This window comes from Streptosporangium sp. NPDC048886 (assembly GCF_055586905.1).
This window is the reverse complement of sequence record NZ_JBVJHH010000007.1, coordinates 273,499-295,299: the sequence shown is the minus strand read 5'-3', so window position 1 is coordinate 295,299 and position 21,801 is coordinate 273,499. Positions and strand designations below refer to the sequence as shown.

The window sequence follows — 21,801 nt, the reverse complement described above, 5'->3', positions numbered from 1 at the left end:
CGTGGTGGGCGTCCTCCGTTCAACCGTGACGACCGTCCCGGTGGTGGTGAGCGCCGTTCCTACGGCGACCGCGACCAGGCGCGCAGCCAGTACGGCGACCGCGACCGGGGCGGGCGTCCCCCGTTCAACCGTGACGATCGTGGTGGGCGTCCTCCGTTCAACCGTGATGACCGTCCCGGTGGTGGTGAGCGCCGTTCCTACGGTGACCGCGACCAGGCGCGCAGCCAGTACGGCGACCGCGACCGGGGCGGGCGTCCCCCCTTCAACCGTGACGACCGTCCCGGTGGTGGGTTCCGCGACAGCCGCAGCGGCGGTGAGCGCCGTCCCTACGGCGACCGCGACGATCGTGGGGGCCGTCCTCCGTTCAACCGTGACGACCGTCCCGGTGGCGGTGAGCGCCGTCCCTACGGCGATCGCGACGACCGTGGGGGCCGTCCTCCGTTCAACCGTGACGACCGCGGCGGGCGTCCTCCGTTCAACCGTGACGATCGTGGTGGGCGTCCTCCGTTCAACCGTGATGACCGTCCCGGTGGTGGTGAGCGCCGTTCCTATGGTGACCGTGACCAGGCGCGCAGCCAGTACGGCGACCGCGACCAGACGCGGGCTCAGTACGGTGACCGTGACCAGGCGCGTAGCCAGTACGGTCAGCGTGATCGGGGTGAGCGTCGTCCGTTCAACCGTGACGACCGTCCCGGTGGTGGGTTCCGTGACAGCCGTGGCGGCGGTGAGCGCCGTCCCTACGGCGACCGCGACGACCGCGGCGGCCGTCCCTCCTTCAGCCGCGACGACCGTGGCGGCCGGCCGTTCAGCCGTGACGACCGCGACGGTGGATCCCGTGGCGAGGGCGATGGCTTCCGCGCCCGCTACGGCCGGGACGACCGTCCCGCCTTCCACGACGAGGCTCCGAGCCGGGAACGTGAGGAGCTGCCTCCTCTCGCTCCGGACATCACCTCGGAGGAGCTCGACAAGGAGATCCGGGACGAGCTGCGTTCCCTCCCGCTCGACCTTGCCGACCTGATCTCCCGTCATCTCGTGGCGGCCGAGCGTGCTCTTGGCGAGGAGGACGCCGAGCGGGCCTATGAGCACACCAAGGTCGCCCGTCGCTTCGCAGCCCGGATCGGTGTGATCCGCGAGGCCGTGGGCATCGCCGCCTACCGTGCCGGGCACTTCGCCGAGGCGTTGAGCGACCTGCGCGCGGCGCGCCGCATGACCGGCTCCGACTCGTTCCTGCCGATCATGGCGGACTGTGAGCGCGGCCTCGGCCGTCCCGAGCGCGCCCTCGACCTGGTCCGCTCCAAGGAGGCCGAGCGCCTCGACCGGATGGGCAAGATCGAGCTTGCCATCGTGGAGTCCGGCGCCCGCCGGGACCTCGACCAGAAGGACGCCGCAGTCATCACGCTGCAGCGCCTTCCGGAACTGCGTGACCCCCGTCCGCAGCCCTGGTCGGCCCGTCTCGCCTTCGCCTATGCCGACGCCCTCGCCGACGCAGGCCATGAGGAGCCCGCCACCGAGTGGTTCGGCCGTGCCATGGCTTTCGACGAGGACGGAGAGACCGACGCGGCCGAGCGCTACGCGGAGCTGACCGGCGCGGTCATCGAGGATCTCGAAGAGGACGACGAGGACCTCGACAACGAGCTCGACGTCGATCTCGAGGACACGGAGATCGACGCTGACCTCGGGGACGAGGACGACGAGGACGACGAGGACATCGAAGAGGAGGCTGACGTCAGAATCGACGATGTCGCCACCCTCGACGCGGAGATCGAGGCTGAGGACGACCTCGAGGACGATGAACTCATCATCGGCGACTCTGATGAGAACGGGGCTGGCGCCGCGGAGGTGACGGCCCGGGACAGGTCCGGCGAGAAGGTCGAGACCGGTGTCGGCCCGGCCTTCATCGAGCCAGACTTCGGTGACATTCTCGACGACCCGGCCGACGACCCCGCCGAGGTCGACGTCGACGAGGTCGAGAAGAAGAAGTGATCTGGTCCCGCCTCGGGTGAACGGAGCCGTCCGCCCGAGGCGGGCGATTTTCTACGGCTGTATCCGGTTCAGCCAGTGGAGGATTCCAGCCACGTTGGACGGGGCGCCGCTGAGGAGTTCGAACTGCTCGGCGGTCGCGTCGTCGGCCTTCAGCGCCGCGTAGCGTTCCCGGGTGCGTTCCATGACCATGGCTACCGCGTGGTCCAGGTCCATTCCCTCCGAATGGGCCTGCCGGGTCAGGTCGACCCAGACGCGCAGCTCCTCCGCCGAGCGCCCCAGGGTCTCCTCCACGTCAGTGACCGGCCCGTAGTGGCTGAACAGCAGCCGCTGCGGGCCGAGGGCCTCGAACAGGCCGATCGAGTCCAGCGCGGCCTGCAGGTCGAAGTCCGGCGGCGGAGTGGCGGGGCGCAGGTCACCTGTCTCCGGAAGGTAGACCCCGGCGGCGTCGCCGACGTAAAGGTCGCCGGTGCCCGAGTCGATCAACCCTACGTGGTGCTTGGCGTGGCCGGGAGAGTAGTGGCTGTTCAGCGTGCGCCCGTTGCCGAGGTCGACGGCTCCCGTGTCGCCCAGCGCGCGGATGCGCGCCGATTCGGTGGGGGACAGCTCGCCGAACAGGGTGTCCAGCTTGTCGCCCCAGACCATCCGGGCGCTGGCCATCAGCCGGGAAGGATCGGCGAGATGTCTCGCACCCTTCTCGTGGACCACGATCTCCGCCTGCGGGTAGAAACCGGCGATGTCGCCGACTCCGCCCGCATGGTCCAGATGGATGTGCGTGACGACGACTGTGGCGAGGTCGTCCGGGCCGACGCCCAGTGAGGTCAGGGCGTCGCGCACCACGGGGGCGGAGGTGGAGGTTCCCGTCTCCACGAGACAGGGGCGGTCTGCGAGGATGAGGTATCCCGCCGTGATGCCGGAGTGCCCGGCCATCCTTGTGTCGATCTCATAGACGTCTCCGCCGAGGGCGGTGATGTTGTCCACAGGCCACCTCAGAGTTGGAACCGGCGTCCCCAGAACGGCGTTCGACCGTCCCGGCATAGTCCATATCGTAAAGAGTCGTCTTCGATCGGCAGAGATCGAAGGAGGATTCGATGGATCGCAACGAGGTCACCCTGGTGGGCCGCCTGCCCGAAGTGGTGCGGGTCAGGTCGCTGCAGAGCGGGAGCACGCTCAGCGCCTGGAGGCTGATCGTCCGACGCCATCAGCGGGGCCGCGGGACCCGGGTGGACACCATTCCGTGCGTGTCATTCGAGCCCGAGGTCACCGTGGCCGTGGCCGACTGGCTGCCCGACGACATGGTGGAGGTGGTGGGCTCCCTGCGCCGTCGATGGTGGGGGAGTGAGGGGGCCAAGTCGTCCGGTTACGAGGTCGAGGTCCGCTCGGTGAGACGCCTCGAACGCCGGATCACCACGGTCCTGACCGGTGACGAGGGCATCCCGGCCCCCACTCCGCCCAGGCCGGTGTGCTCGCTCACGCGCGCCGAGACCGTCCCGGCGGAGGAGTCCAGAGCAGTCGGGCCCACCTGTCCGGAGCCGTCCCGCACGGCCGAGAAAAGCACCCCGGTGGCGTCCGTCCCGCGGCATGTGGAGGTGCCGTCCCTGGGGTGACCGCCCGTTCCGTGACCACCCGCCCTGTGGCCGCCCGCCGCCGGTCGTCTGCTCCGTGACCGTCCGGGCCGGAGGGTGGAGACAGTGGAGAGATCAGTCGAAGGCGAAGGTGCGCAGCACCAGTCCGGTGCGGGGCTTGGGGCCGAAGGAGGTGGACTTGCGGGGCACCCGCTCCTGCTGGGCCGCTACCGCGAGCACGTCGTCGACCGTCAGCGGGTTCAGCAGCACCGCTGTCCCCCCCGACTCCCGCGCCAGCCGTACCGCCGCCTCCGGGTCGTGGTGCACGATGCGGACCGACCGTTCGTCGTCGTTCATCCCCCAGACCTTCGGCAGCAGGAACTCCGCGAGAACGGAGGTGTTCAGCGCGCGCCAGCGGGCGGAGCGGTGGACGGGCATGGCCTGATCGAGCTGGTCGGGGTCGGGGTCGGTGAGGAGATGCGCCGGGCCCCCGGCCGACAACAGGTAGGCCGGGCCGGTTGCCTCGCGCAGCGCGGCCAGTCCTTCGGCGAGGTCGGCGTGCTCGCGCACCTGCCAGGACCCTTTGGCCTTGGCCAGTGCCTCCTCCAGCGGCAGTCCTGGAATGACGCGGTGGATGGCTTTCAGATCCGGCGGATAGGAGGTGGAGTCCACCAGGAGCGCCAGGCCGAAGTCCCGGGGGCCGGGCTCCGCCGGGTGCCGGGGAACGGCCGTGCCGTCCGTGCCCCGCTGCCCGCGCAGGAGGGCGTGGTGCTCACGCTGGAGGGCGAGGTAGGTGGCGTAGCGGTGGTGGCCGTCGGCGATGAGGGCCTGACGGGTGCGGAGATCGGCGTTGAGGGAGGCGAGCTCGCCGGGGTCGGTGATGGCCCACAGCCGGTGCCTGAGACCGTCACGGGTCTCCGCCTCGGCCAGCGGCTGCCGGGAGAGAGCGACCTGGTCCACCAGGAGGCTGGCGGCGCCGCCGGCGCCTTCGTAGAGAAGGAAGATGGGCTCCAGGTTGGCCTCGGTCGTGCGCATGAGCGCCAGCCGGTCGGCGACCGGTCCGGGCATGACGTCCTCGTGCGGCAGGATGACATGCTGCTCCGGGTCTGCCAGGCCCACGTCGCCGATGAGGCCACGTTGCACGACCCCCGGGCCGATCTGCTCGTAGACATATACGGCGGGTGCCTCGTCGGGGACCAGCACACCGGAGGAGAGCCAGGCTTGGAGGGTCTCCCGGGCCTCGGCGTAACGGTGGCGGTCGGCTCCGGGAAGGATCAGCCGCACCACGTTGTTGGGATGGGAGTCGAGCAAGTCTCGCACGTCGGCTTCTCCGACCAGGTCGTAGGGCGGGGAGGTCACCCTGGCCAGATCGTCGACCGTGAACCTCACGCCGTGAAACGGGCGTAGCACCAGCCCGTCCGGCACCGGCAGTTCAGGATTCGCCATAGGGGGCATGCTGCCATAAAGGCCTGAAACGTCCAGGGACCGCTCCGATGGCGCGGTGGTGCCCGGGCCGTCAGGAAATCGGCCAGAGCTGTCGTCTGTCGATGAAGGAGGCCTCACGTATGGTCCAAGGACGTAGCGGTCCGTCTGATTCCCCCAGCCCCGAGACGGGCGCTCCGGCCGGGGACGTCTATGACTGGTTCCAGCGAGGGATGAAACTTCTGGCGGAGGGGAGTCCGGCGGCGGCTGTCGCGCTGCTGGAGCGCGCCGCCGACGCCGAGCCGGAATCACGGAGTATCCGCGAGGCGCTCGCCCGCGCCCAGTTCAACTCCCGGCAGTACGCCGATGCGGTTGACAGTTTCCGCTGGATCGTCGATGCCAATCCGGCCGAGGACTACGCCTATTTCGGGCTCGGCCTCGCCCTGTGGCGCACCGGAGACATGGAAGGAGCCCAGGAGCCGCTGGCCATCGCCGCGGCCATGCGTCCCGACCAGCGGCACTACGTGTCGGCGTTGAAAAGCGTCCGGGCCACGTTACGCGCCCGCCGGACGTGATCCTCATGGGTGATGAAATGGGCAGGTGACTACAGAGACGCTGATAACCCCGTATGACACCCTTCTTCTTGACCTCGACGGCGTGGTGTACCTCGGGCGCGACGCCGTGCCCGGGGCTCCCGAGTCGTTGCGCGAGGCGGCGGAGCGTGGTGTGCGGCTCGCCTACGTCACCAACAACGCCTCGCGCACCCCGGGGGCGATCGCCGAACACCTGAGCGCGCTCGGCGCCCCGGCGGCCCCCGAGGACGTGGTCACCTCGGCCCAGGCCGCCGCGCGGCTGGTGGCCGAGCGGTTCGGGCCGGGCGCGGCGGTGCTGGTGGTCGGCGGGATGGGGCTGCGCAGCGCCCTGCGCGCGCACGGCCTGCGCCCGGTCAGCACCGCCCTGGACGGTCCGGCCGCGGTGGTGCAGGGCATCGCGCCCGGTCTCACCTACGGCCTGCTGTCGGAGGGCGCGCTGGCCGTACGGCAGGGCGCGCTGTTCGTGGCCGCCAACGCCGACTCGACCATGCCGACCGATCGGGGCGAACTGCCGGGGAACGGCGCGATGGCCCGGGTGATCGCCACCGCGACCGGGGTGGAACCGATCGTCGCGGGCAAGCCCGAGCCGCCGCTGCACCGCGAGTCGATGCTGCGGACCGGTTCGGAGCGGCCGCTGGTGGTCGGCGACCGCCTCGACACCGACATCGAGGGGGCGACCAACGCGGGAGTGGACAGCCTGCTGGTGCTGACCGGGGTGGCGACCCCTCTGGATCTGCTGACCGCCGGTCCCCGGCATCGGCCCACCTACGTCGCCGCCGACCTGTCGGCCCTGCACAGGCCCTACCCGCGGGTGGAGCGCAACGGGAGCGGCTGGGCCTGCGAGGGGTGGAGCGCCCGGTGGGAGGCCGACCGGCTCCGCCTCGACGGGCGGGGGGACCCTCTCGACGGGCTCCGGGCGGCCGCCGCCGCCACGTGGGAGGCCGCCGGAGAGGGACAGGCGGACGAAGACGCGGTGAAGGCCGTGCTCGACTCCTCGCTGTCCGGTCACACGCCCGCCGGATAGGCCGCCCGCCTCAGGACGGGAGGAACGCCCCGGGCGGAGACCCGGTGCGTCCTGTCCGCACTCTCCGGAGCCGGACCGCTCAGAGGAGCTTGCGGAGACGGAGAAGGTCGCCGAAGCTCGCGTCGATCTTGACCCGGCCGCTGAACACCGCCCGTCCCATGTCGAGCTCGCCGTTCACCAGGGAGACCAGGTCGTCGCTGCCGATGGTGAGCTTCACCTCGGCGGGCCTGCCGTCGGTGGGGGGCGAGTCGTCGAAGGGACCCAGGCCGCCGTGGTGGATGCGGCCGTGGAAGGTGACGCCGAGATCGCGGATGTGGCAGCTGATGCTGCGCTCGACCACGTGCCTGCTGCGGCTCTCCTGGTCAACCTCGTCGAACTGCTCGGCGAGTTTGCGTAGTGCCACCCGGCACTCGTCGACGGTCGCCATCGCGCGGCGCTCCCTTCTGTTCGGGCCGACCCGAATCCCTTGAACCTACGGACGGTAGCGTTCCACATGAATACAGCGTGCGATCCGGCGCGCGGGGGGCGCGCCGGAGGGGGAGGCTTCCGCCACGGCGTTCGGAGTCTTTCGAGGGGCGGGAGAATCTCAATGAGGTGACAACGAGCGGAGCCCCCTCGATAGTTCGCGGCATGCCCGCTTCCGGAGAGAGTGACATGTCTGCTTCCGGAGAGACCGGCCTGTCCCACATGCCCGGCCAGGTGGCAGAGAGGGGCGGAGACCGGGGGGAGGGCGCCAGGGGCCCGGAAGGTCGCAGGGGGCGGACGACAAGGGCGCGCGTGAGGTCGCAGAGGGGGGCGGAGACGGGGAAGGGCGCCGGGGGTGCGGAAGGGCGCCGAGGGCGTGGCCGGGGGTGCCAGGGCGACGGGCGCCGCGGCTTCCGATACGGTCAAGGCGTCCACGGGCGGGGCGGCCCGCGCGCCGCGCGCCCGTACGACCACCAAGACGGCCAAGAGCACCTCCGGAGGGGGCGCATGACAGACCTGCCGGAAGAGACCGGCGAGGAGCGGGTCGACACGGCGTTGGGCGGGCTCGCCCGGCTCGGCACGGTGCCCGTCTCGGCGCACGTGAGCGTGTTCGAGGAGGTCTTCACCGGGCTGGAGCAGGCGCTCGCCTCGGTGGACAGCGCCGTGGACCGGCAGCCGTGAGCCGGCGGACGCGTCTTGACAGCGAGCTCGTGCGCCGCAAACTGGCCCGGTCCCGGGAGCAGGCGGCCCAGCTCATCGAGGCGGGCCGGGTCAGCGTCGGCGGCCAGGTGGCGGCCAAGCCCGCGACCCAGGTCGACACCGCCTCCGCGATCGTGGTCGCCGAGGCCGCGGAGGGCCCTGACTACGTCTCGCGGGGGGCGCACAAACTCCTCGGCGCCCTGGAGGCGTTCGGCCCACGGGGGCTGACCGTCGAGGGGCGCCGCTGCCTGGACGCCGGAGCCTCGACGGGCGGCTTCACCGACGTGCTGTTGCGCGCCGGCGCGGCGCACGTGCTCGCCGTCGACGTCGGGTACGGCCAGCTCGCCTGGTCGCTGCGGACCGACGAGCGGGTCACGGTCATGGAGCGGGTCAACGTCCGGGATCTGACGCCGGACATGGTCGGAGAGGCTCCCACCCTGGTCGTCGGCGACCTTTCCTTCATCTCGCTGCGCCTGGTGCTGCCCGCCCTGGCGCGGTGCGCCGCCGACCGGGCCGACTTCGCGATGCTGGTCAAGCCGCAGTTCGAGGTCGGCAAGGAGCGGGTGGGCGCCGGCGGGGTCGTGCGCGACCCCGCACTGCGGGCGCAGGCCGTGCAGGATGTGGCCGAGGCCGCGCAGGCGCTCGGCCTGACCGTGCGGGGCGTCACCGCGAGCCCGCTGCCGGGTCCGTCGGGCAACGTGGAGTACGTCATCTGGCTGGGCAAGGGAGAGGGCGCGCCGCCGGTCGAGGACCTCGGCGCCGAGATCGAACGCGCGGTGGAGCAAGGCCCCCAGTAGTGGTTATCCCCCGAAAGAGTGGAACATGACTACCAAGCGCACCGTGCTGGTCACCGCCCACACCGGACGGGAGGCGGCCGTCGAGGCCGCCCGGACGGTGATCGGCCGGCTGGTGGACGCCGGGCTGACCGTGCGCATCCTCAACGCCGAGGCCGAGGCCATCGCCTGCGCGGGGGCCGACGTGGTGCCCGCCAGCGCCGCGGCGGTCCAGGACGCCGAGATGATGATCGTCCTCGGTGGCGACGGCAGCCTGCTGCGGGCCACCGAGCTCGCCCGTCCGGCGGGCGTGCCGCTGCTGGGCGTCAACCTCGGGCACGTCGGGTTCCTGGCCGAGGCCGAGGTCGAGGACCTGGCGGTCACGGTGGACTGCGTGGTCCAGGGCCGCTACGACGTGGAGGAGCGGATGACCGTCGAGGTCACCGCCCGCCTCAACGGGCAGCTGCTGGCCGACACCTGGGCGCTCAACGAGGCCACCGTGGAGAAGAACGACCGGATGCTGGAGGCGGTCGCCGAGATCGACGGGCGCCCGCTGTCGCGCTGGGGCTGTGACGGGATCATCTGCGCCACGCCGACCGGCTCCACCGCCTACGCCTTCTCGGCCGGCGGGCCGGTGGTCTGGCCGGAGGTGGAGGCGCTGCTGCTGGTGCCGATCAGCGCCCACGCGCTGTTCGCCCGGCCGCTGGTGATCTCCCCTCGCTCCACGGTGGCGCTGGAGGTGCAGCCGGAGACGGCCGGGGCGGTGCTGTGGTGCGACGGCCGCCGCCGGTTCGACCTGCCCGCCGGCGCACGGGTCGAGGTCCGCCGGGGCGCGGTCCCGGTACGGCTGGCGCGGCTGCACGGCGTGGAGGACACCGGAGCGCCCTTCACCGACCGGCTGGTCGCCAAATTCGACCTCCCGGTGCAGGGGTGGCGTGGCAGGGTGCGGTCGTAGCGCGTCCGGGCGATCGTCGTCCCGAGAGCGTAGGATCGTGCCCGCGCACCGCACTGATGTTCGGTGAATTCGATGTGACGGGAGGGACCAGTGCGACCCAGGGTCGAGGAGGTCCGCATCCAAGGGCTCGGCGTGATCGACGAGGCCGTCCTGGTGCTGTCGCCGGGGTTCACCGTGCTCACGGGCGAGACCGGTGCGGGAAAGACCATGGTGGTGACCGGTCTGGGGCTGCTGTTCGGCGGCAGGGCCGATCCCGCCCGCGTCCGTCCGGGTTCGGACAAGGCCACCGTCGAGGGCACGCTCATGGTGGACCCGGCGGGCCGGGTGGCCCAGCAGGTGCAGGACGTGGGCGGCGAGATCGAAGACGGGGAGCTGATCATCTCGCGCACCGTCTCCGCGGAGGGCCGCAGCCGCGCCTGGCTGGGCGGCCGCACCGTCCCGGTGGGCACGCTCACCTACCTGGCCGAGGACCTGGTGGCCGTGCACGGTCAGATGGACCAGCAGCGGCTGCTCCAGCCGGGCCGCCAGCGGGCCGCCCTCGACCGCTACGCGGGTGAGGACCTGGTCAAGCCGCTGCGCGCCTACGAGCACGCCTACAAGCGGCACAAGCAGGTCGCCGACCAGCTGGCAGAGCTGACCGCCAGGGCCCGGGAGCGCGCGCAGGAGGCCGACCTGCTCAGGTTCGGGCTCGACGAGGTCGAGAAGGCCGACCCCAGAGCGGGCGAGGACGCCGAACTCCGCGAGGAGGTGGAGAGGCTCTCCCACGCCGACTCCCTCCGGAGCGCGGCCGAGACGGCGCACCGGGCGCTGCTGGGGGACCCGATGTCCGGCGAGCAGGTCATGCAGGACGCCGTCACGCTGGTCGGCCAGGCCCGCACGGCCGTCGAGGCGGTGCGGGAGTTCGACCCGACGCTGGCCGGGATCGCCGACCGGCTCGCCGAGGCGGGATATCTCATCTCCGACGTCGCCACCGAACTGGCCGCCTACGCCGAGTCGGTCGAGGCCGACCCGGTCCGGCTCTCGGTCGTGCAGGAGCGCCAGGCCGTGCTCGCCCATCTCGTCCGCAAATACGGCGAGGACACCGGGGCGGTGCTCGCCTGGGCCGCCCAGGCGGCGCAGCGCGTCACCGAGCTCGAAGGCGACGACGAGCGGATCGCCGACCTCGCCCGGGAGCACGAGGAGCTCACCGGGCGCCTCACCGACCTGGCCGCCGAGCTGACCCGGATCCGGGCTGCCGCCGCCGAGCGGTTCGGGCAGGCCGTCACCGAGGAGCTCACCGCGCTGGCCATGCCGCACGCCCGGGTGGTGGTCGGCATGACGGCCGCCGACGACTTCGGCCCGCACGGCCTCGACGAGGTCGAGCTGCGCATGTCCCCGCATCCGGCCTCACCGCCCCTGCCGCTGAACAAGGGCGCCTCCGGCGGTGAGCTCAGCCGGGTGATGCTCGCCATCGAGGTCGTTTTCGCCGGTGCCGACCCGGTGCCGACCTTCGTGTTCGACGAGGTCGACGCGGGCGTGGGCGGCAAGGCCGCGGTGGAGATCGGCCGCCGTCTGGCCCGTCTGGCCCGCACCGCCCAGGTGATAGTCGTCACTCATCTGCCCCAGGTGGCGGCCTTCGCCGACCAGCACCTGGTCGTGGAGAAGGCCGGCGACGGCAGCGTGGTCCGCAGCGGCGTGGTGGCGCTCGACAAGGACGGGCGGGCGCGGGAGCTGTCCCGCATGCTGGCGGGGCTGGAGGACTCCGAGCTGGGCCGCGCGCACGCGGAGGAGCTCCTCGCGATCGCCGCGGCGGACAAGGCCTGAGGAGGACTGTTTTCGGATGCTCGGGGGAGCAGGAGCGGGTGAGGATCTTCCGTGACGAATCCGACGTGCTGCCGTGGGTTTGGCTTGCCGGGTCATTCGCTCTGGCAGGATGGTCGTGATGAAGGTGCCGATTGACGAGCTTCAGAGCAGGCTCACCGGTTACCTCCGCCGCAGGAAGGTCACCGGCCTTCCAGGGGTGACGGCAGTGGCGAGAATCGATCGGCGGACCAAGGGGCTGACCAAACGCCTCAGGCCCGGGGAGATCGCGATTATCGATCACGTTGACGTCGACCGTGTGAGCGCGGAGGCGCTTGTCGCGTGCGGCGCGGCGAGCGTGGTCAACGTTGCCGCGGGCATCAGCGGCCGCTACCCCAACCTGGGTCCGCAGATCATCGTCGACGCCGGGGTGCCGTTCGTCGACAACGCCAGCCCCGAGCTGTTCGAGCGGATCAAGGACGGCGATCTGGTCCGGGTCCACGAGGGGGCGGTCTACCTCGAGGACGAGGTGGTGGGCAAGGGCGACGTGCAGACGGCCGAGTCGGTCGAGGCCGCGATGGTCGAGGCGCGGGCCGGGCTGACGGTCCAGATCGAGGCGTTCGCCGAGAACACCATGGAATACGTCCGGCGCGAGCGCGACCTCCTCATCGACGGCGTCGGCGTGCCCGACGTCCGGACGGTCATGGAGGGGCGGCACGTCCTCATCGTGGTGCGCGGCTACCACTACAAGGAGGACATCGCGGCGCTGCGCCCCTACATCCGCGAATACCGTCCGATCATGATCGGGGTGGACGGCGGCGCCGACGCGCTCATCGAGGCCGGCTACCTGCCCGACATCATCGTGGGCGACTTCGACTCGGTCTCCACCAAGGCGCTCACCTCCGGCGCCGAGCTGGTCGTGCACGCCTACCGGGACGGCCGGGCGCCGGGCCTGGAGCGGGTCCAGCAGCTCGGCCGCGACGCCGTGATCTTCCCGGCGATCGGCACCAGCGAGGACATCGCGATGCTGCTGGCCGACGACAAGGGAGCCGACCTGATCGTCGCCGTCGGCACGCACGCGACCCTGGTGGAGTTCCTCGACAAGGGGCGCTCGGGCATGGCCAGCACCTTCCTCACCCGGCTCCGGGTGGGCAGCAAGCTCATCGACGCGAAGGGCGTCAGCCGGCTCTACCGCAGCCGGATCTCCACCCCGTCCCTGCTCCTGCTCGTCGCCACCACGCTGATCACCATGGGGGTGGCGATCATCGTCTCCCCGGTCGGCAAGATCTGGCTGGACAGTGTCCGCGACGTCTGGAACGGCTTCATCTTCTGGCTGGTCGGACTCTTCTCGTGATCGATTTCCGCTATCACCTCGTCTCCATCGTCGCCATCTTCCTCGCGCTGTCGGTCGGCATCGTGCTGGGCACCAGCTTCCTGGAGGACCCGGCCATCAAGACGGCCGAGACCTTCGCCAACCAGCTCCGCATCAGGAACGACGAATACCGCACCGAGCTGGAGACCCTGCAGAAGCGTGAGGCGGCCAACGACGCCTTCGTCACCACCGACACCTCCCGGCTGGTCCAGGACGCCCTCGCGACCGAGCGCGTGGTGATCGTGGAGGCCCCCGGCACCACGACGGCCATGCGAGAGGCGGTGCAGGAGGTGATCGCCAAGTCCGGCGCCACGGTGACCGGCCGCGTCATCCTCGGCGAGGACTACGTCGACGTCAGCCAGTCGGCCCTCATCGACAAGCTGGTCACCGACGCCAAGCCCGTCGACATGACCCTCCCGGTCGAGGGCACGACCTACGACCGGGCCGCCGCGCTGCTCGCCGGCGCGATCGTGACCAGTGACCCCGCGCAGCTGGGCAAGGTCGACCCGACCGCGACCGGAGTCCTCGAAGCCTTCCAGCGCGCCGGCCTGATCACCGTCACCGACCAGCCCGCCAAGCGGGCCGGCCTGGCCGTGCTGGTCGCGCCCGCGGAGCCGTACACCGGGGAGAGCGCCGCCCAGCAGGCGGGCGCGATCGTGTCGATGGCCCTGGGGCTGGACGAGGCCGGCCGGGGCGCCGTGCTGACCGGCCCGCCCACCGGCGCCGCGGCCGGCGGGGCCATCGCCGCGCTGCGCGAGGACACCGCCGCCGCGGAGAAGGTCTCCAGCGTCGACAACATCGATATGCCCGCGGGCCGGATCGTGGTGGTCTACGCTCTGCGGGAGCAGTTGTCCGGGGTCGCCGGGCATTACGGCATAGGTCCCGGTGTCTCGGGCACCGAACCCAGTGCGCCCCCCGCCCCCACCCCCACGGCCACCTCCGGAGGATGACCCGATGGCCCGTCGTGCTTTTCTCGGCGCCCTGGCCGGCGCCTTTCTCGGCGCGGCGGCCGCCCGCGCCGCCTACGCCGCCTTCACCCGCAGGCCGCCGGTCGGCGACACGGAGACCTGGGAGCGGACCAACCACCGGGGCGAGCCGATCACCCTGCTCGAGGGCCCGGCCGTCGTCGCGGGCGCTGGGGTGGCCGCCGCGGTGGTCCCGGGCCTGCCCGCCCGGGTCCGCGCGGCCGTCCTGCTGGCCGTGGCCGGCGCCGGCGGCCTCGGCGCCTACGACGACCTGTACGGCGCGACGTCCTCCAAGGGGTTCAAGGGCCATCTGAGCGCCCTGGCCAAGGGCGAGGTCACCAGCGGCGCGGTCAAGCTCCTGGGCATCGGCGCGACGGGCCTGGCCGCCGCCACCGCGACCTCCCGCGGCCCCGTCGACCTCGCGGTCAACGGCGCGCTGGTCGCCGGCGGCGCGAACCTGGCCAACCTCTTCGACCTGCGTCCGGGCCGTGCCATCAAGGCCGGCCTGCTCGCCGGCCTGCCGCTGCTGGCCGTGGGCCTGAGCCGGGACACCCCGGTCCCGGCCACCCTGGCCGCGCTGCCGATCGGCGCCGCCGTCGCGCTCCTGCCCGAGGACCTCGGGGAGCGGGCGATGCTGGGCGACGCGGGGGCCAACGCCCTGGGGGCGCTGCTCGGCCTGGCCGCCTCGGTCGCTCTCGGCCGTCCCGGGCGCCTGGCCGTGCTGGGCACCGTGGTCGCGCTGACCGCCGCCTCGGAGAAGATCAGCTTCACCCGGGTCATCGCGGGCAACCCCCTGCTCAACCGCATCGACATGCTCGGCCGCCGTCCCGTGGAGCAGGCGCCCGGCGACCGATGATCAGAAAGATCGGGCAGGGGGTCGCCGGGGCGGCGCTCCTCATCGGGATCGTGACCGTCGCGGCCCGGCTCGTCGGGTCCGGCCGCTATCTCGTCCAGTCGCAGACCGTGGGCAACCTCTGCCTCAGCACCGCCTACAACACCGCCAACTACGTGCCCAACATCGTCTTCGAGCTGGTGGCGGGGGGCGCGCTGGCCGGGATGGTGGTGCCGGTGCTGGCCTCGGCGGCCTCCCGGACCGCCGAGGACCCCGAGGCCAGGGCGGAGGTCAGCCGGACCACCTCGGCCCTGCTCACCTGGGCGATGCTCGCCCTGGTGCCGCTGACCCTGCTCATCACCGCGTTCGCCGGGCCCATCGTCACGCTGCTGGTCGGGAAGGTCAAGGACTGCGACGTCTCCCTGGTGATCGAGGTCGGCACGGACATGCTCGTCGTGTTCGCCCCCCGGATGATCTTCTTCGGACTCGCGGTGGTCCTGTACGGCGTGCTCCAGGCCCACCGGCGCTTCATGGGGCCCGCTCTGGCGCCGCTGGTCTCCAGCCTGCTCATCGTCGCCTCCTACCTGGTGTTCGCGCCGGTCGCGGACGGAGCCGCGGACGAGCTGTCGGATCTCACGACAGCCGGGATGCTGACGCTCTCCCTCGGCGCGACGATCGCGGCCGCGGCGATGGTGCTCACCGTGGCCGGCCCGGTGGCCCGGCTCAGGCTGAGGCTGCGGCCGTCGCTGTCCTTCCCCCCCGGAGTCGCGGCCCGCGCGCGGCGGCTGGCCACCGCGGGCATCGCCGTGCTCATCGCCCAGCAGGTCGCCCTGACCGTCGTGGTCCGCCTGGCCAACGAGCTGGGCGGGGCGGGGGCGACGGGCGTCTACACCTACGCGTGGGCGCTGTACCAGCTCCCCTTCGCGGTGCTCGTGGTGCCGATCGCCACCAGCTCGTTCCCGGTGCTGTCCGCCCGGGCGGCGGAGGGGGACCGGGCCGGTTTCGACAGCCTGGCCTCCTCCACCACGCGGGCGATCCTGCTGGTGACGGGGCTGGCGGCGGGGGTGATGGCGGCGGTGGCCATGCCGGTGGCCCGGATCTTCCTCGAGGGCACCGACGGCGGCGACCCGCCGGAGATGGCCAGGGCCGTCCTGCTGTCCGCGCCTGGCCTGGTGGGATACGGGTTGATGCTCCATCTCGCGCGGGTGCTGTACGCCTGCGGCCGGGGCCGGTCGGCGGCGGTCGCCTCCGTGACCGGGTGGACGGTGGCGCTGCTGGCTCAGATCCTGCTGGCCCGCGCCGCCGGTGACCCGTCCGAGGTGGTGGGACGGCTGGGGCTGGGCAGCACCGTCGGCATGACCGTGGGCGGGGTGCTGCTGGCGCTGGCGGTCTTCCGGGCCAGGGGCGCCGGCGGGCTGGCCGGCACGTGGCGGGCCGTGCTCGCCGCCGTGCTCGGCGGGGCCGCCGCCTACGGGGCCGGGCTGGCCGTCGTCACGGCGGCCGCCGGCGTGTCGAGGTGGATGTGCGTGGCGGTCGGGGCCGGGGCGGCGGTGGCCGGCGCGGCGGCGTTCGCGGCCGTGGCCGCGGTGGTCGACGGACCGGACGCCAAGATGCTGCTGGGCCGCTTCAGGCGGATGCCCATTGCAGGAAGGACCGGTGGCGATGACTGACTCGGGCGCACGGCTGGCGCTGGTGCTGGGGACCAGCGCGGGCGGGGTCGGACGGCATGTGGCGATGCTGGCCGAGGGGCTGGTGCGCAGGGGGCACCAGGTGGTCGTGGCCGGGCCGCCGGAGACCGAGGAGACCTTCGGGTTCGGCCGGTCCGGGGCGCGGTTCGTACCGGTGCCGATCTCGGACCGGCCCCGCCCGCTCCATGATCTGCGGGCGGCGCGGGCGCTGCGGGCGCTGCGCGGGGCGCACGCCGTGCACGCCCACGGGCTGCGGGCCGGGGCCCTGGCCGCGCTGGCACTGGCCGGGACCCGGACCGGCCTGGTGGTGACCCTGCACAACGCCGCCACCGCGGGCGGCGTGGTCGGCGCGGTCTACGGGGTTCTGGAGCGGATCGTCGCCCGGCGCGCCGACCGGATCCTGGTGGTCTCTCCCGACCTGGGGGAGCGGATGGCCGGACTGGGCGCCCGGCATGTCGAGGCCGCCGTCGTCCCGGCGCCCGAGCTGCCCCCCTCCGGGCGCGGGCCGCAGGAGGTCCGGGCCGAGCTCGGCACGGGGGAGCGGCCCGTCTTCCTGACGGTCGCCAGGCTCGCCCAGCAGAAGGGCCTGGAGACCCTGCTCGACGTCGCGGCGGCCTTCGGCTCCGGCCGGGCGTCCGCGCCGCGGGCGGTGTTCCTGGTCGCGGGGGAGGGGCCGCTCCGCCAGGAGCTCCAGAAACGCGTCGACCGCGAGAACCTGCCGGTGCGTCTGCTGGGCGACCGGGGCGACGTCGGGGATCTGCTCGGGATCGCGCGGGCCCTGCTGGTGCCCAGCCGGTGGGAGGGACAGCCGCTGACCGTGCAGGAGGCGCTGCGGGCCGGGACACCGGTGATCGCCACCGCGGTGGGCGGCATCCCCCCGATGGTGGGCGAGGCCGGGCTGCTGGTGCCGTACGGAGACGTCGCCGCGATGCGCGCGGCGGTGGAGAGAGTGCTCGCCGACGACGATCTCGCCGCCGCCCTGGCCGCGGCGGCCGCGCAGAGGGGCGGCGACCTACCTGGACGGGAGCAGGCGCTGGAGGCCGTGCTGGCGGTCTACGGGGGCCTGCCGCGGCGGGGAACAGCGGGCCGGGCCTGATTGTTCGGTTAGGTGCTGCCAAGCCGCACACCTATACTGGTTTGGTTAGGGGGGGAGTATCCCTTCGTGACAGTCTCGTCATCACGGTGCTGCCTCGCTCCACGAGGCCCCCGGGGCTGTCGGTCCGCGCCAGACTTCCGCGGGCGGGAGAGACCTCCGGCAGTCAGTCGTGCACGCCGCCGGAGGGTTATCTATCGTGACTGTTCCTTTCTGGGCATGGATCGCCGTCATCGGCGGTCTGCTGGTCGTCCTCGCCGTTGATCTCTGGATCGTCGACCGGGGCGAGCCCCGAGAGTTCTCCATGAAGCAGGCGGGTTTCTGGGTCGGCTTCTACGTCACGCTCGCGGTCCTGTTCGGCATCGCACTGTGGATCTTCGCCGGGCCGACCCCGGCGGGCCAGTTCTTCGCGGGCTACATCACCGAATACAGCCTGAGCGTCGACAACCTCTTCGTCTTCTACATCATCATGACCCGCTTCGCGGTGCCCAAGATCCACCAGCACAAGGTGCTGCTGGTCGGCATCCTGCTGGCCCTGGTCATGCGTGGCGTCTTCATCGCCGTCGGCGCCGCCGCGCTGGCGAGCTTCAGCTGGCTGTTCTACGTCTTCGGCCTGTTCCTGATCTACACCGCGGTGCAGCTCGTCCGTCAGCACGGTCACGACGACGACGAGCTCAAGGAGAACGCGGTCCTGCGCTGGGCGCGGCGGGTGCTGCCGCACACCGACGACTACGTGGGCTCCAAGGTCGTCGTCAAGGTCGACGGCAAGCGCATGGTCACCCCGCTGCTGATCGTGATGGTCGCCATCGGCACCACCGACCTGCTGTTCGCCCTCGACTCGATTCCCGCGATCTTCGGCCTCACCACCGACGCCTTCATCGTCTTCAGCGCCAACGCGTTCGCCCTGATGGGGCTACGTCAGCTCTACTTCCTGCTGGGCGGTCTGCTGCAGCGTCTGGTCTACCTGAGCTACGGTCTGGCGTTCATCCTTGGTTTTATCGGGGTTAAGCTGATTCTCGAGGCGCTGCACTCCAGTGGCGTGTCCTGGGCACCCGAGGTGCCGATCTGGCTGTCGTTGTCGGTCATCGGCGTCACCATGGTGATCACCACTGTGGCCAGCCTGATCAAGACCCGTCGCGACGGACGCGAAAGCAAGGAAATCACCACCTCCGCGAGTGGCAAGCAGGGCTAGCGGATCGGCGCGTGAGGAGCTTTGCTTGTGTAGTTGCGCCGTATAAGGGCTGAGAGATGGGTAGCATCCTGCCCCAGGGCGGGTAGACATACCGGTCTAATGCCGCAAGACATCACAAAAGGTTCCCCGTGTCCCACGATTCAGCAAGCCAGCAGCCAGGCCGGATACGGCTGGCACGTGGCGTCTCCCCGTGGTTGCTCCCGACCGTGACCGCCGCCGCAGTGACCTCGCTGCTCAGCCGCCGTGACCGGCGCTGGGCGCTCGCGGCGGCACCTCTGGCCGCGCTCACCGGTGGCATGCTCTGGTTCTTCCGCGATCCGGAGCGCACGCCGGGCTCCGCGCGGATCCTGTCGCCCGCCGACGGCGTGGTGCAGAGCATCGACCCCTGGCCGGACGGCCGCACGAGGGTGGCCATCTTCATGAGCCCCCTCGACGTGCACGTCAACCGTGCGCCGCTGGCCGGTACGGTCACCTCGGTGGAGCACGTGGCCGGCGGGTTCCTGCCCGCCTTCAACAAGGACAGCGACAAGAACGAGCGGGTCGTATGGCACCTGGACACCGCGCTCGGTGACATCGAGCTGGTCCAGATCGCCGGTGCGGTCGCGCGCCGTATCATCCCCTACCTGGCGGCCGGGGCGAAGGTGGCCAAGGCCGACAGGATCGGGCTCATCCGGCTCGGCTCGCGCGTGGACCTCTATCTCCCCGAGGGAATCGCACCCGCCGTGTCGGTCGGCCAGCGGACCGTCGCGGGGGTGACGGCTCTTGACCACGGCTGACGCGAGCTGGCCGCTGGACGAGACGGACGACGAGCCCCGGGGGCCCGTCGGCAAGGCGTTCCGGCTCTCGGCGGCTGACTCCCTCTCCCTCGGCAACGCGCTGTGCGGCTTCCTCGCGGTCTGCGTGCTGGCCTGGTCGGCGATCAACCAGCTCCAGGCGGGCGGGAAGTTCGCGGCCGTCCCCCAGTTCTTCGGCACCGCGGTGGTGCTGCTGCTGATCGGTGCCACCTGCGACCTGTTCGACGGCCTGGTGGCCCGTAAGTTCCGTGCCTCGGCCATGGGGGCCGAGCTGGACAACCTGGCCGATGTGATCAGTTTCGGCTTCGCCCCCGCCTTCATGGTGGTCATCTGGGGCGGCTTCACCCAGCGGGTGCCGTTCCCGCTGGTGATGGTCGCCGCGGCGTCGGTGCTGCTGGCCGGCGTCATCAGGCTGGCCCGTTTCGCCTGCGTGAAGACCAAGAGCGGCGACTTCATGGGCCTGCCCATCCCGATGGGCGCCATGACGGTGGTCTCGATCGTGCTGCTGTTCCCGCCGTCGCTCGTGACCCTGCTGCCGATCTTCGGCGTGGCCTACCTCATGGTGAGCCGGATCGAGTATCCCAAGCCCAAGGGCAACCTGGCGGCCGTCGTGCTCGCCTGGATGATGATCAACGTCGCCTGCCTGACCATCTGGGCCGCGGGCCTGCCCGGCGGTGACACCCTGATCAAGGTCGGCGCCATCATGCAGGTGGCCATCGTGGCCGCCATCCCGCTGCGCATCCTGATGTTCAAGCGGGAGAAGCGCAAGGAGCGCAAGGAGTCGGCGAGCATCACCTGACGGCTCCGGACACCGGCGCGCGGGCCAGGACCGCCGTGCGCCGGTCTCCGCGCCCGCCGGGCACGTTTCCCCCTGGGGCGCGGCCCGGGGCCCCGCCCGATCGCGTTCCCCTTGGGGCGCAACCTGAGACCCCGCCCGCCCGCCCGGCGGCCGCGTTCCCGCTGGGGCCCCGCCCGTCCGCCTGGAGGGCGCCGGGCGGGCCGGATGCGGGCTACCAGCCGCGCTCGCGCCACTGCGGCAGGGAGGGGCGCTCGGCGCCCAGCGTGGTGTCCCTGCCGTGTCCCGGATAGACCCAGGTCTCGTCGGGCAGCCGGTCGAAGACGCGCTCCGACACGTCCGTGAAGAGCCGGGTGAAGCGCTCCGGGTCCTTGTTGGTGTTGCCGACGCCGCCGGGGAACAGCGAGTCGCCGGTGAACAGGTGGCCGGGATGGTGCAGGGCGATCGAGCCCGGCGTGTGCCCGCGCAGGTGGATCACCTCCAGCGTGACCACCCCGACGGTGACCCCGTCGCCGTGGCCGACCTCCAGGTCCACCGGCACCGGCAGCGCGGCGGCGTCGAGCGGGTGGGCGACCACCGCCGCGCCCGTCGCCGCGGCGACCTGCTCCAGGGCCTGCCAGTGGTCGCCGTGCTGGTGGGTGGTGACGATCTTGCTGATCGGCCGGTCGCCGATGAGCTCCAGCAGGCGGTCCGGCTCGGCGGCGGCGTCGATGAGCACGCCGTCCCCGGTCTTGTTGCACCGCAGCAGGTAGGCGTTGTTGTCGAAGGGGCCGACGGCCAGTTTGGAGATGGTCAGCGCGGGCAGCTCGCGCACGTCGGCCGGGCCGCCGACCTGCACGTCACCTGTGTATGTCACGGATACTCCTCGGGCGGGGTAGCGGGCAGGTGAGGAGGCGCGGACGTGGTCAGCCACGGCGGCGGCGCGGGCACCCGCCCGGCGCCGGCGGGCCGGTTGCCGCTGGTCCCCTCGGGCATCACCCTAAGCCCCGCCCCCGGCGAGCGGCCGGTCAGCCAGCCCAGCAGGGCCCAGGCGTCGCCCTGCAGCACCGGCCCGGTCCCGAGGTCCGGCCAGACCTGGTGATGCTCCTCGCCGTCCTTGACCTCCTCGACGACGATCTCGCTGACCGTGCCGAGCTCATGCGGCCAGGAGACCATCGCGTCGTGCAGCTCCCTGCGGACGAACGCCTCCGGCCAGTCGGCGCACTCGTAGCCCGCCCCCAGGTCCACGTGGTGCATCTCGACCTCACGCAGCCGGCGGACCAGCACGTACCAGGCCGGATGGCTGGGCGGGTTGGTGCCGCTGATCATCGTCGCCCATCCCTCGGCGGGCACCGCGGCGGCCGCTGCGGCCAGCCGTGCCGCGCTCTCCTCCAGGTCGGCCAGCTGCTCCTTCGCCGGCCGTGCGGCTCCCGCCTCGATTCCGGCGTCGCGCGCCCCCGGATCGGGGTACTGCGGGGTCTCGACGCCGGTCCTGGCCCACGTCATCAGGTTGACGTGGCTGTCGGCGTTGCGGGCGACATGGGCGAGCACGTGCCCGCGGGTCCAGCCGGGCAGCCGGGAGGGGGCCGAGACGTCGGCGTCGGACAGTCTCGCGGCGGTGGCCAGCAGCCGGCCGGTGGAGGCGGCCAGCTCGGCCTGGAAAGCTTCTACGACATCCATCTCTTCACTCCATCACCCGGGTGGGGAGGTGGGCCAGGGCATAAAACACCGTGTCCCCGCGGTTGGAACATGTGGTCGATGCATCAAGTGACCTGTAAGGCTCACGGGAAGACCGTAGTCTGGAGAGGGCCGGGAAGTTCGGCCCCCAGGCGCCG

At 71.9% G+C, this 21,801-nt stretch carries 22 protein-coding genes; 16 read left to right on the top strand and 6 right to left on the bottom strand.

Features of this window, described 5'->3' with window-relative positions:
* Window positions 1-894, bottom strand: an 894-nt coding sequence (locus tag ACZ6R6_RS11450; RefSeq protein WP_470092341.1) for a hypothetical protein, incomplete at its 3' end; no start/stop codon positions are given.
* A 138-nt stretch (window positions 895-1,032) separates the two neighbouring features.
* Between ACZ6R6_RS11450 and ACZ6R6_RS11445 the strand changes: the two genes are divergently transcribed.
* On the top strand, window positions 1,033-1,983 hold the full coding sequence (locus ACZ6R6_RS11445; protein WP_470092339.1) for a hypothetical protein: 951 nt from the start codon (window positions 1,033-1,035) through the stop codon (window positions 1,981-1,983).
* A gap of 51 nt (window positions 1,984-2,034) precedes the next feature.
* On the opposite strand, the gene ACZ6R6_RS11440 is transcribed toward ACZ6R6_RS11445, so the two are convergent.
* Window positions 2,035-2,961, bottom strand: a complete 927-nt coding sequence (locus ACZ6R6_RS11440) for an MBL fold metallo-hydrolase (RefSeq protein ID WP_306868772.1) — start codon at window positions 2,959-2,961, stop codon at window positions 2,035-2,037.
* 110 nt (window positions 2,962-3,071) lie between these two features.
* Between ACZ6R6_RS11440 and ACZ6R6_RS11435 the strand changes: the two genes are divergently transcribed.
* Entirely contained in the window at window positions 3,072-3,587 is a 516-nt protein-coding gene (locus tag ACZ6R6_RS11435; RefSeq protein ID WP_470092337.1) for a single-stranded DNA-binding protein, read from the top strand.
* A gap of 93 nt (window positions 3,588-3,680) precedes the next feature.
* Here the strand turns inward: ACZ6R6_RS11435 and ACZ6R6_RS11430 are convergent, their stop codons facing one another.
* Window positions 3,681-4,991, bottom strand: a complete 1,311-nt coding sequence (locus tag ACZ6R6_RS11430) for a DUF1015 family protein (protein ID WP_470092335.1) — start codon at window positions 4,989-4,991, stop codon at window positions 3,681-3,683.
* Between the two features lie 101 nt (window positions 4,992-5,092).
* Between ACZ6R6_RS11430 and ACZ6R6_RS11425 the strand changes: the two genes are divergently transcribed.
* Window positions 5,093-5,542 (top strand): tetratricopeptide repeat protein, encoded by a 450-nt coding sequence (locus ACZ6R6_RS11425; protein ID WP_470092363.1) that lies wholly within the window; start codon window positions 5,093-5,095, stop codon window positions 5,540-5,542.
* Window positions 5,543-5,567: 25 nt separating this feature from the next.
* Window positions 5,568-6,584 (top strand): HAD-IIA family hydrolase, encoded by a 1,017-nt coding sequence (locus ACZ6R6_RS11420; RefSeq protein ID WP_470092333.1) that lies wholly within the window; start codon window positions 5,568-5,570, stop codon window positions 6,582-6,584.
* 79 nt (window positions 6,585-6,663) lie between these two features.
* On the opposite strand, the gene ACZ6R6_RS11415 is transcribed toward ACZ6R6_RS11420, so the two are convergent.
* A complete protein-coding gene (locus ACZ6R6_RS11415) occupies window positions 6,664-7,011 on the bottom strand; it encodes an SCP2 sterol-binding domain-containing protein (RefSeq protein ID WP_470092331.1) in 348 nt (115 codons plus the stop codon).
* 545 nt (window positions 7,012-7,556) lie between these two features.
* On the opposite strand from ACZ6R6_RS11415, the gene ACZ6R6_RS11410 reads away from it, so the two are divergent.
* The 12 genes from ACZ6R6_RS11410 (at window position 7,557) to pssA (ending at window position 19,990) form a co-directional block, all read left to right on the top strand.
* Window positions 7,557-7,730, top strand: a complete 174-nt coding sequence (locus ACZ6R6_RS11410; protein WP_470092329.1) for a hypothetical protein — start codon at window positions 7,557-7,559, stop codon at window positions 7,728-7,730.
* A complete protein-coding gene (locus ACZ6R6_RS11405; protein ID WP_470092327.1) occupies window positions 7,727-8,545 on the top strand; it encodes a TlyA family RNA methyltransferase in 819 nt (272 codons plus the stop codon). The genes ACZ6R6_RS11410 and ACZ6R6_RS11405 overlap by 4 nt, the downstream gene beginning before the upstream one ends.
* Before the next feature lie 25 nt (window positions 8,546-8,570).
* On the top strand, window positions 8,571-9,476 hold the full coding sequence (locus tag ACZ6R6_RS11400; RefSeq protein WP_470092325.1) for an NAD kinase: 906 nt from the start codon (window positions 8,571-8,573) through the stop codon (window positions 9,474-9,476).
* Between the two features lie 90 nt (window positions 9,477-9,566).
* Window positions 9,567-11,279, top strand: a complete 1,713-nt coding sequence (recN, locus tag ACZ6R6_RS11395) for a DNA repair protein RecN (RefSeq protein ID WP_470092323.1) — start codon at window positions 9,567-9,569, stop codon at window positions 11,277-11,279.
* A gap of 118 nt (window positions 11,280-11,397) precedes the next feature.
* A complete protein-coding gene (gene steA, locus ACZ6R6_RS11390; RefSeq protein WP_470092321.1) occupies window positions 11,398-12,609 on the top strand; it encodes a putative cytokinetic ring protein SteA in 1,212 nt (403 codons plus the stop codon).
* Window positions 12,606-13,577 (top strand): copper transporter, encoded by a 972-nt coding sequence (locus ACZ6R6_RS11385; RefSeq protein ID WP_470092319.1) that lies wholly within the window; start codon window positions 12,606-12,608, stop codon window positions 13,575-13,577. Before steA ends, ACZ6R6_RS11385 begins: the two co-directional genes overlap by 4 nt.
* Before the next feature lie 4 nt (window positions 13,578-13,581).
* Window positions 13,582-14,448, top strand: a complete 867-nt coding sequence (locus tag ACZ6R6_RS11380; RefSeq protein WP_470092315.1) for a hypothetical protein — start codon at window positions 13,582-13,584, stop codon at window positions 14,446-14,448.
* The gene (murJ, locus tag ACZ6R6_RS11375) at window positions 14,445-16,094 is read left to right on the top strand and encodes a murein biosynthesis integral membrane protein MurJ (protein WP_470092313.1); all 1,650 of its coding nucleotides are present in this window, start codon (window positions 14,445-14,447) and stop codon (window positions 16,092-16,094) included. The genes ACZ6R6_RS11380 and murJ overlap by 4 nt, the downstream gene beginning before the upstream one ends.
* Window positions 16,087-17,208 (top strand): glycosyltransferase family 4 protein, encoded by a 1,122-nt coding sequence (locus ACZ6R6_RS11370; RefSeq protein WP_470092311.1) that lies wholly within the window; start codon window positions 16,087-16,089, stop codon window positions 17,206-17,208. Before murJ ends, ACZ6R6_RS11370 begins: the two co-directional genes overlap by 8 nt.
* A 196-nt stretch (window positions 17,209-17,404) precedes the next feature.
* Complete coding sequence (locus ACZ6R6_RS11365) at window positions 17,405-18,397, top strand: TerC family protein (RefSeq protein WP_470092309.1); 993 nt, start codon at window positions 17,405-17,407, stop codon at window positions 18,395-18,397.
* Between the two features lie 128 nt (window positions 18,398-18,525).
* On the top strand, window positions 18,526-19,173 hold the full coding sequence (locus ACZ6R6_RS11360) for a phosphatidylserine decarboxylase (RefSeq protein ID WP_470092307.1): 648 nt from the start codon (window positions 18,526-18,528) through the stop codon (window positions 19,171-19,173).
* Window positions 19,160-19,990, top strand: coding sequence for a CDP-diacylglycerol--serine O-phosphatidyltransferase (gene pssA, locus ACZ6R6_RS11355; protein ID WP_306868802.1), 831 nt, complete (start codon window positions 19,160-19,162; stop codon window positions 19,988-19,990). The genes ACZ6R6_RS11360 and pssA overlap by 14 nt, the downstream gene beginning before the upstream one ends.
* A gap of 211 nt (window positions 19,991-20,201) precedes the next feature.
* On the opposite strand, the gene ACZ6R6_RS11350 is transcribed toward pssA, so the two are convergent.
* Both ACZ6R6_RS11350 and ACZ6R6_RS11345 read right to left on the bottom strand, forming a co-directional pair.
* Window positions 20,202-20,843 carry an MBL fold metallo-hydrolase gene (locus ACZ6R6_RS11350; RefSeq protein ID WP_470092305.1) on the bottom strand — a complete coding sequence of 214 codons (642 nt, stop codon included), beginning with the start codon at window positions 20,841-20,843 and terminating at the stop codon, window positions 20,202-20,204.
* On the bottom strand, window positions 20,840-21,646 hold the full coding sequence (locus ACZ6R6_RS11345; RefSeq protein ID WP_470092303.1) for a maleylpyruvate isomerase family mycothiol-dependent enzyme: 807 nt from the start codon (window positions 21,644-21,646) through the stop codon (window positions 20,840-20,842). Before ACZ6R6_RS11345 ends, ACZ6R6_RS11350 begins: the two co-directional genes overlap by 4 nt.
* Between the last annotated feature and the right edge of the window lie 155 nt (window positions 21,647-21,801).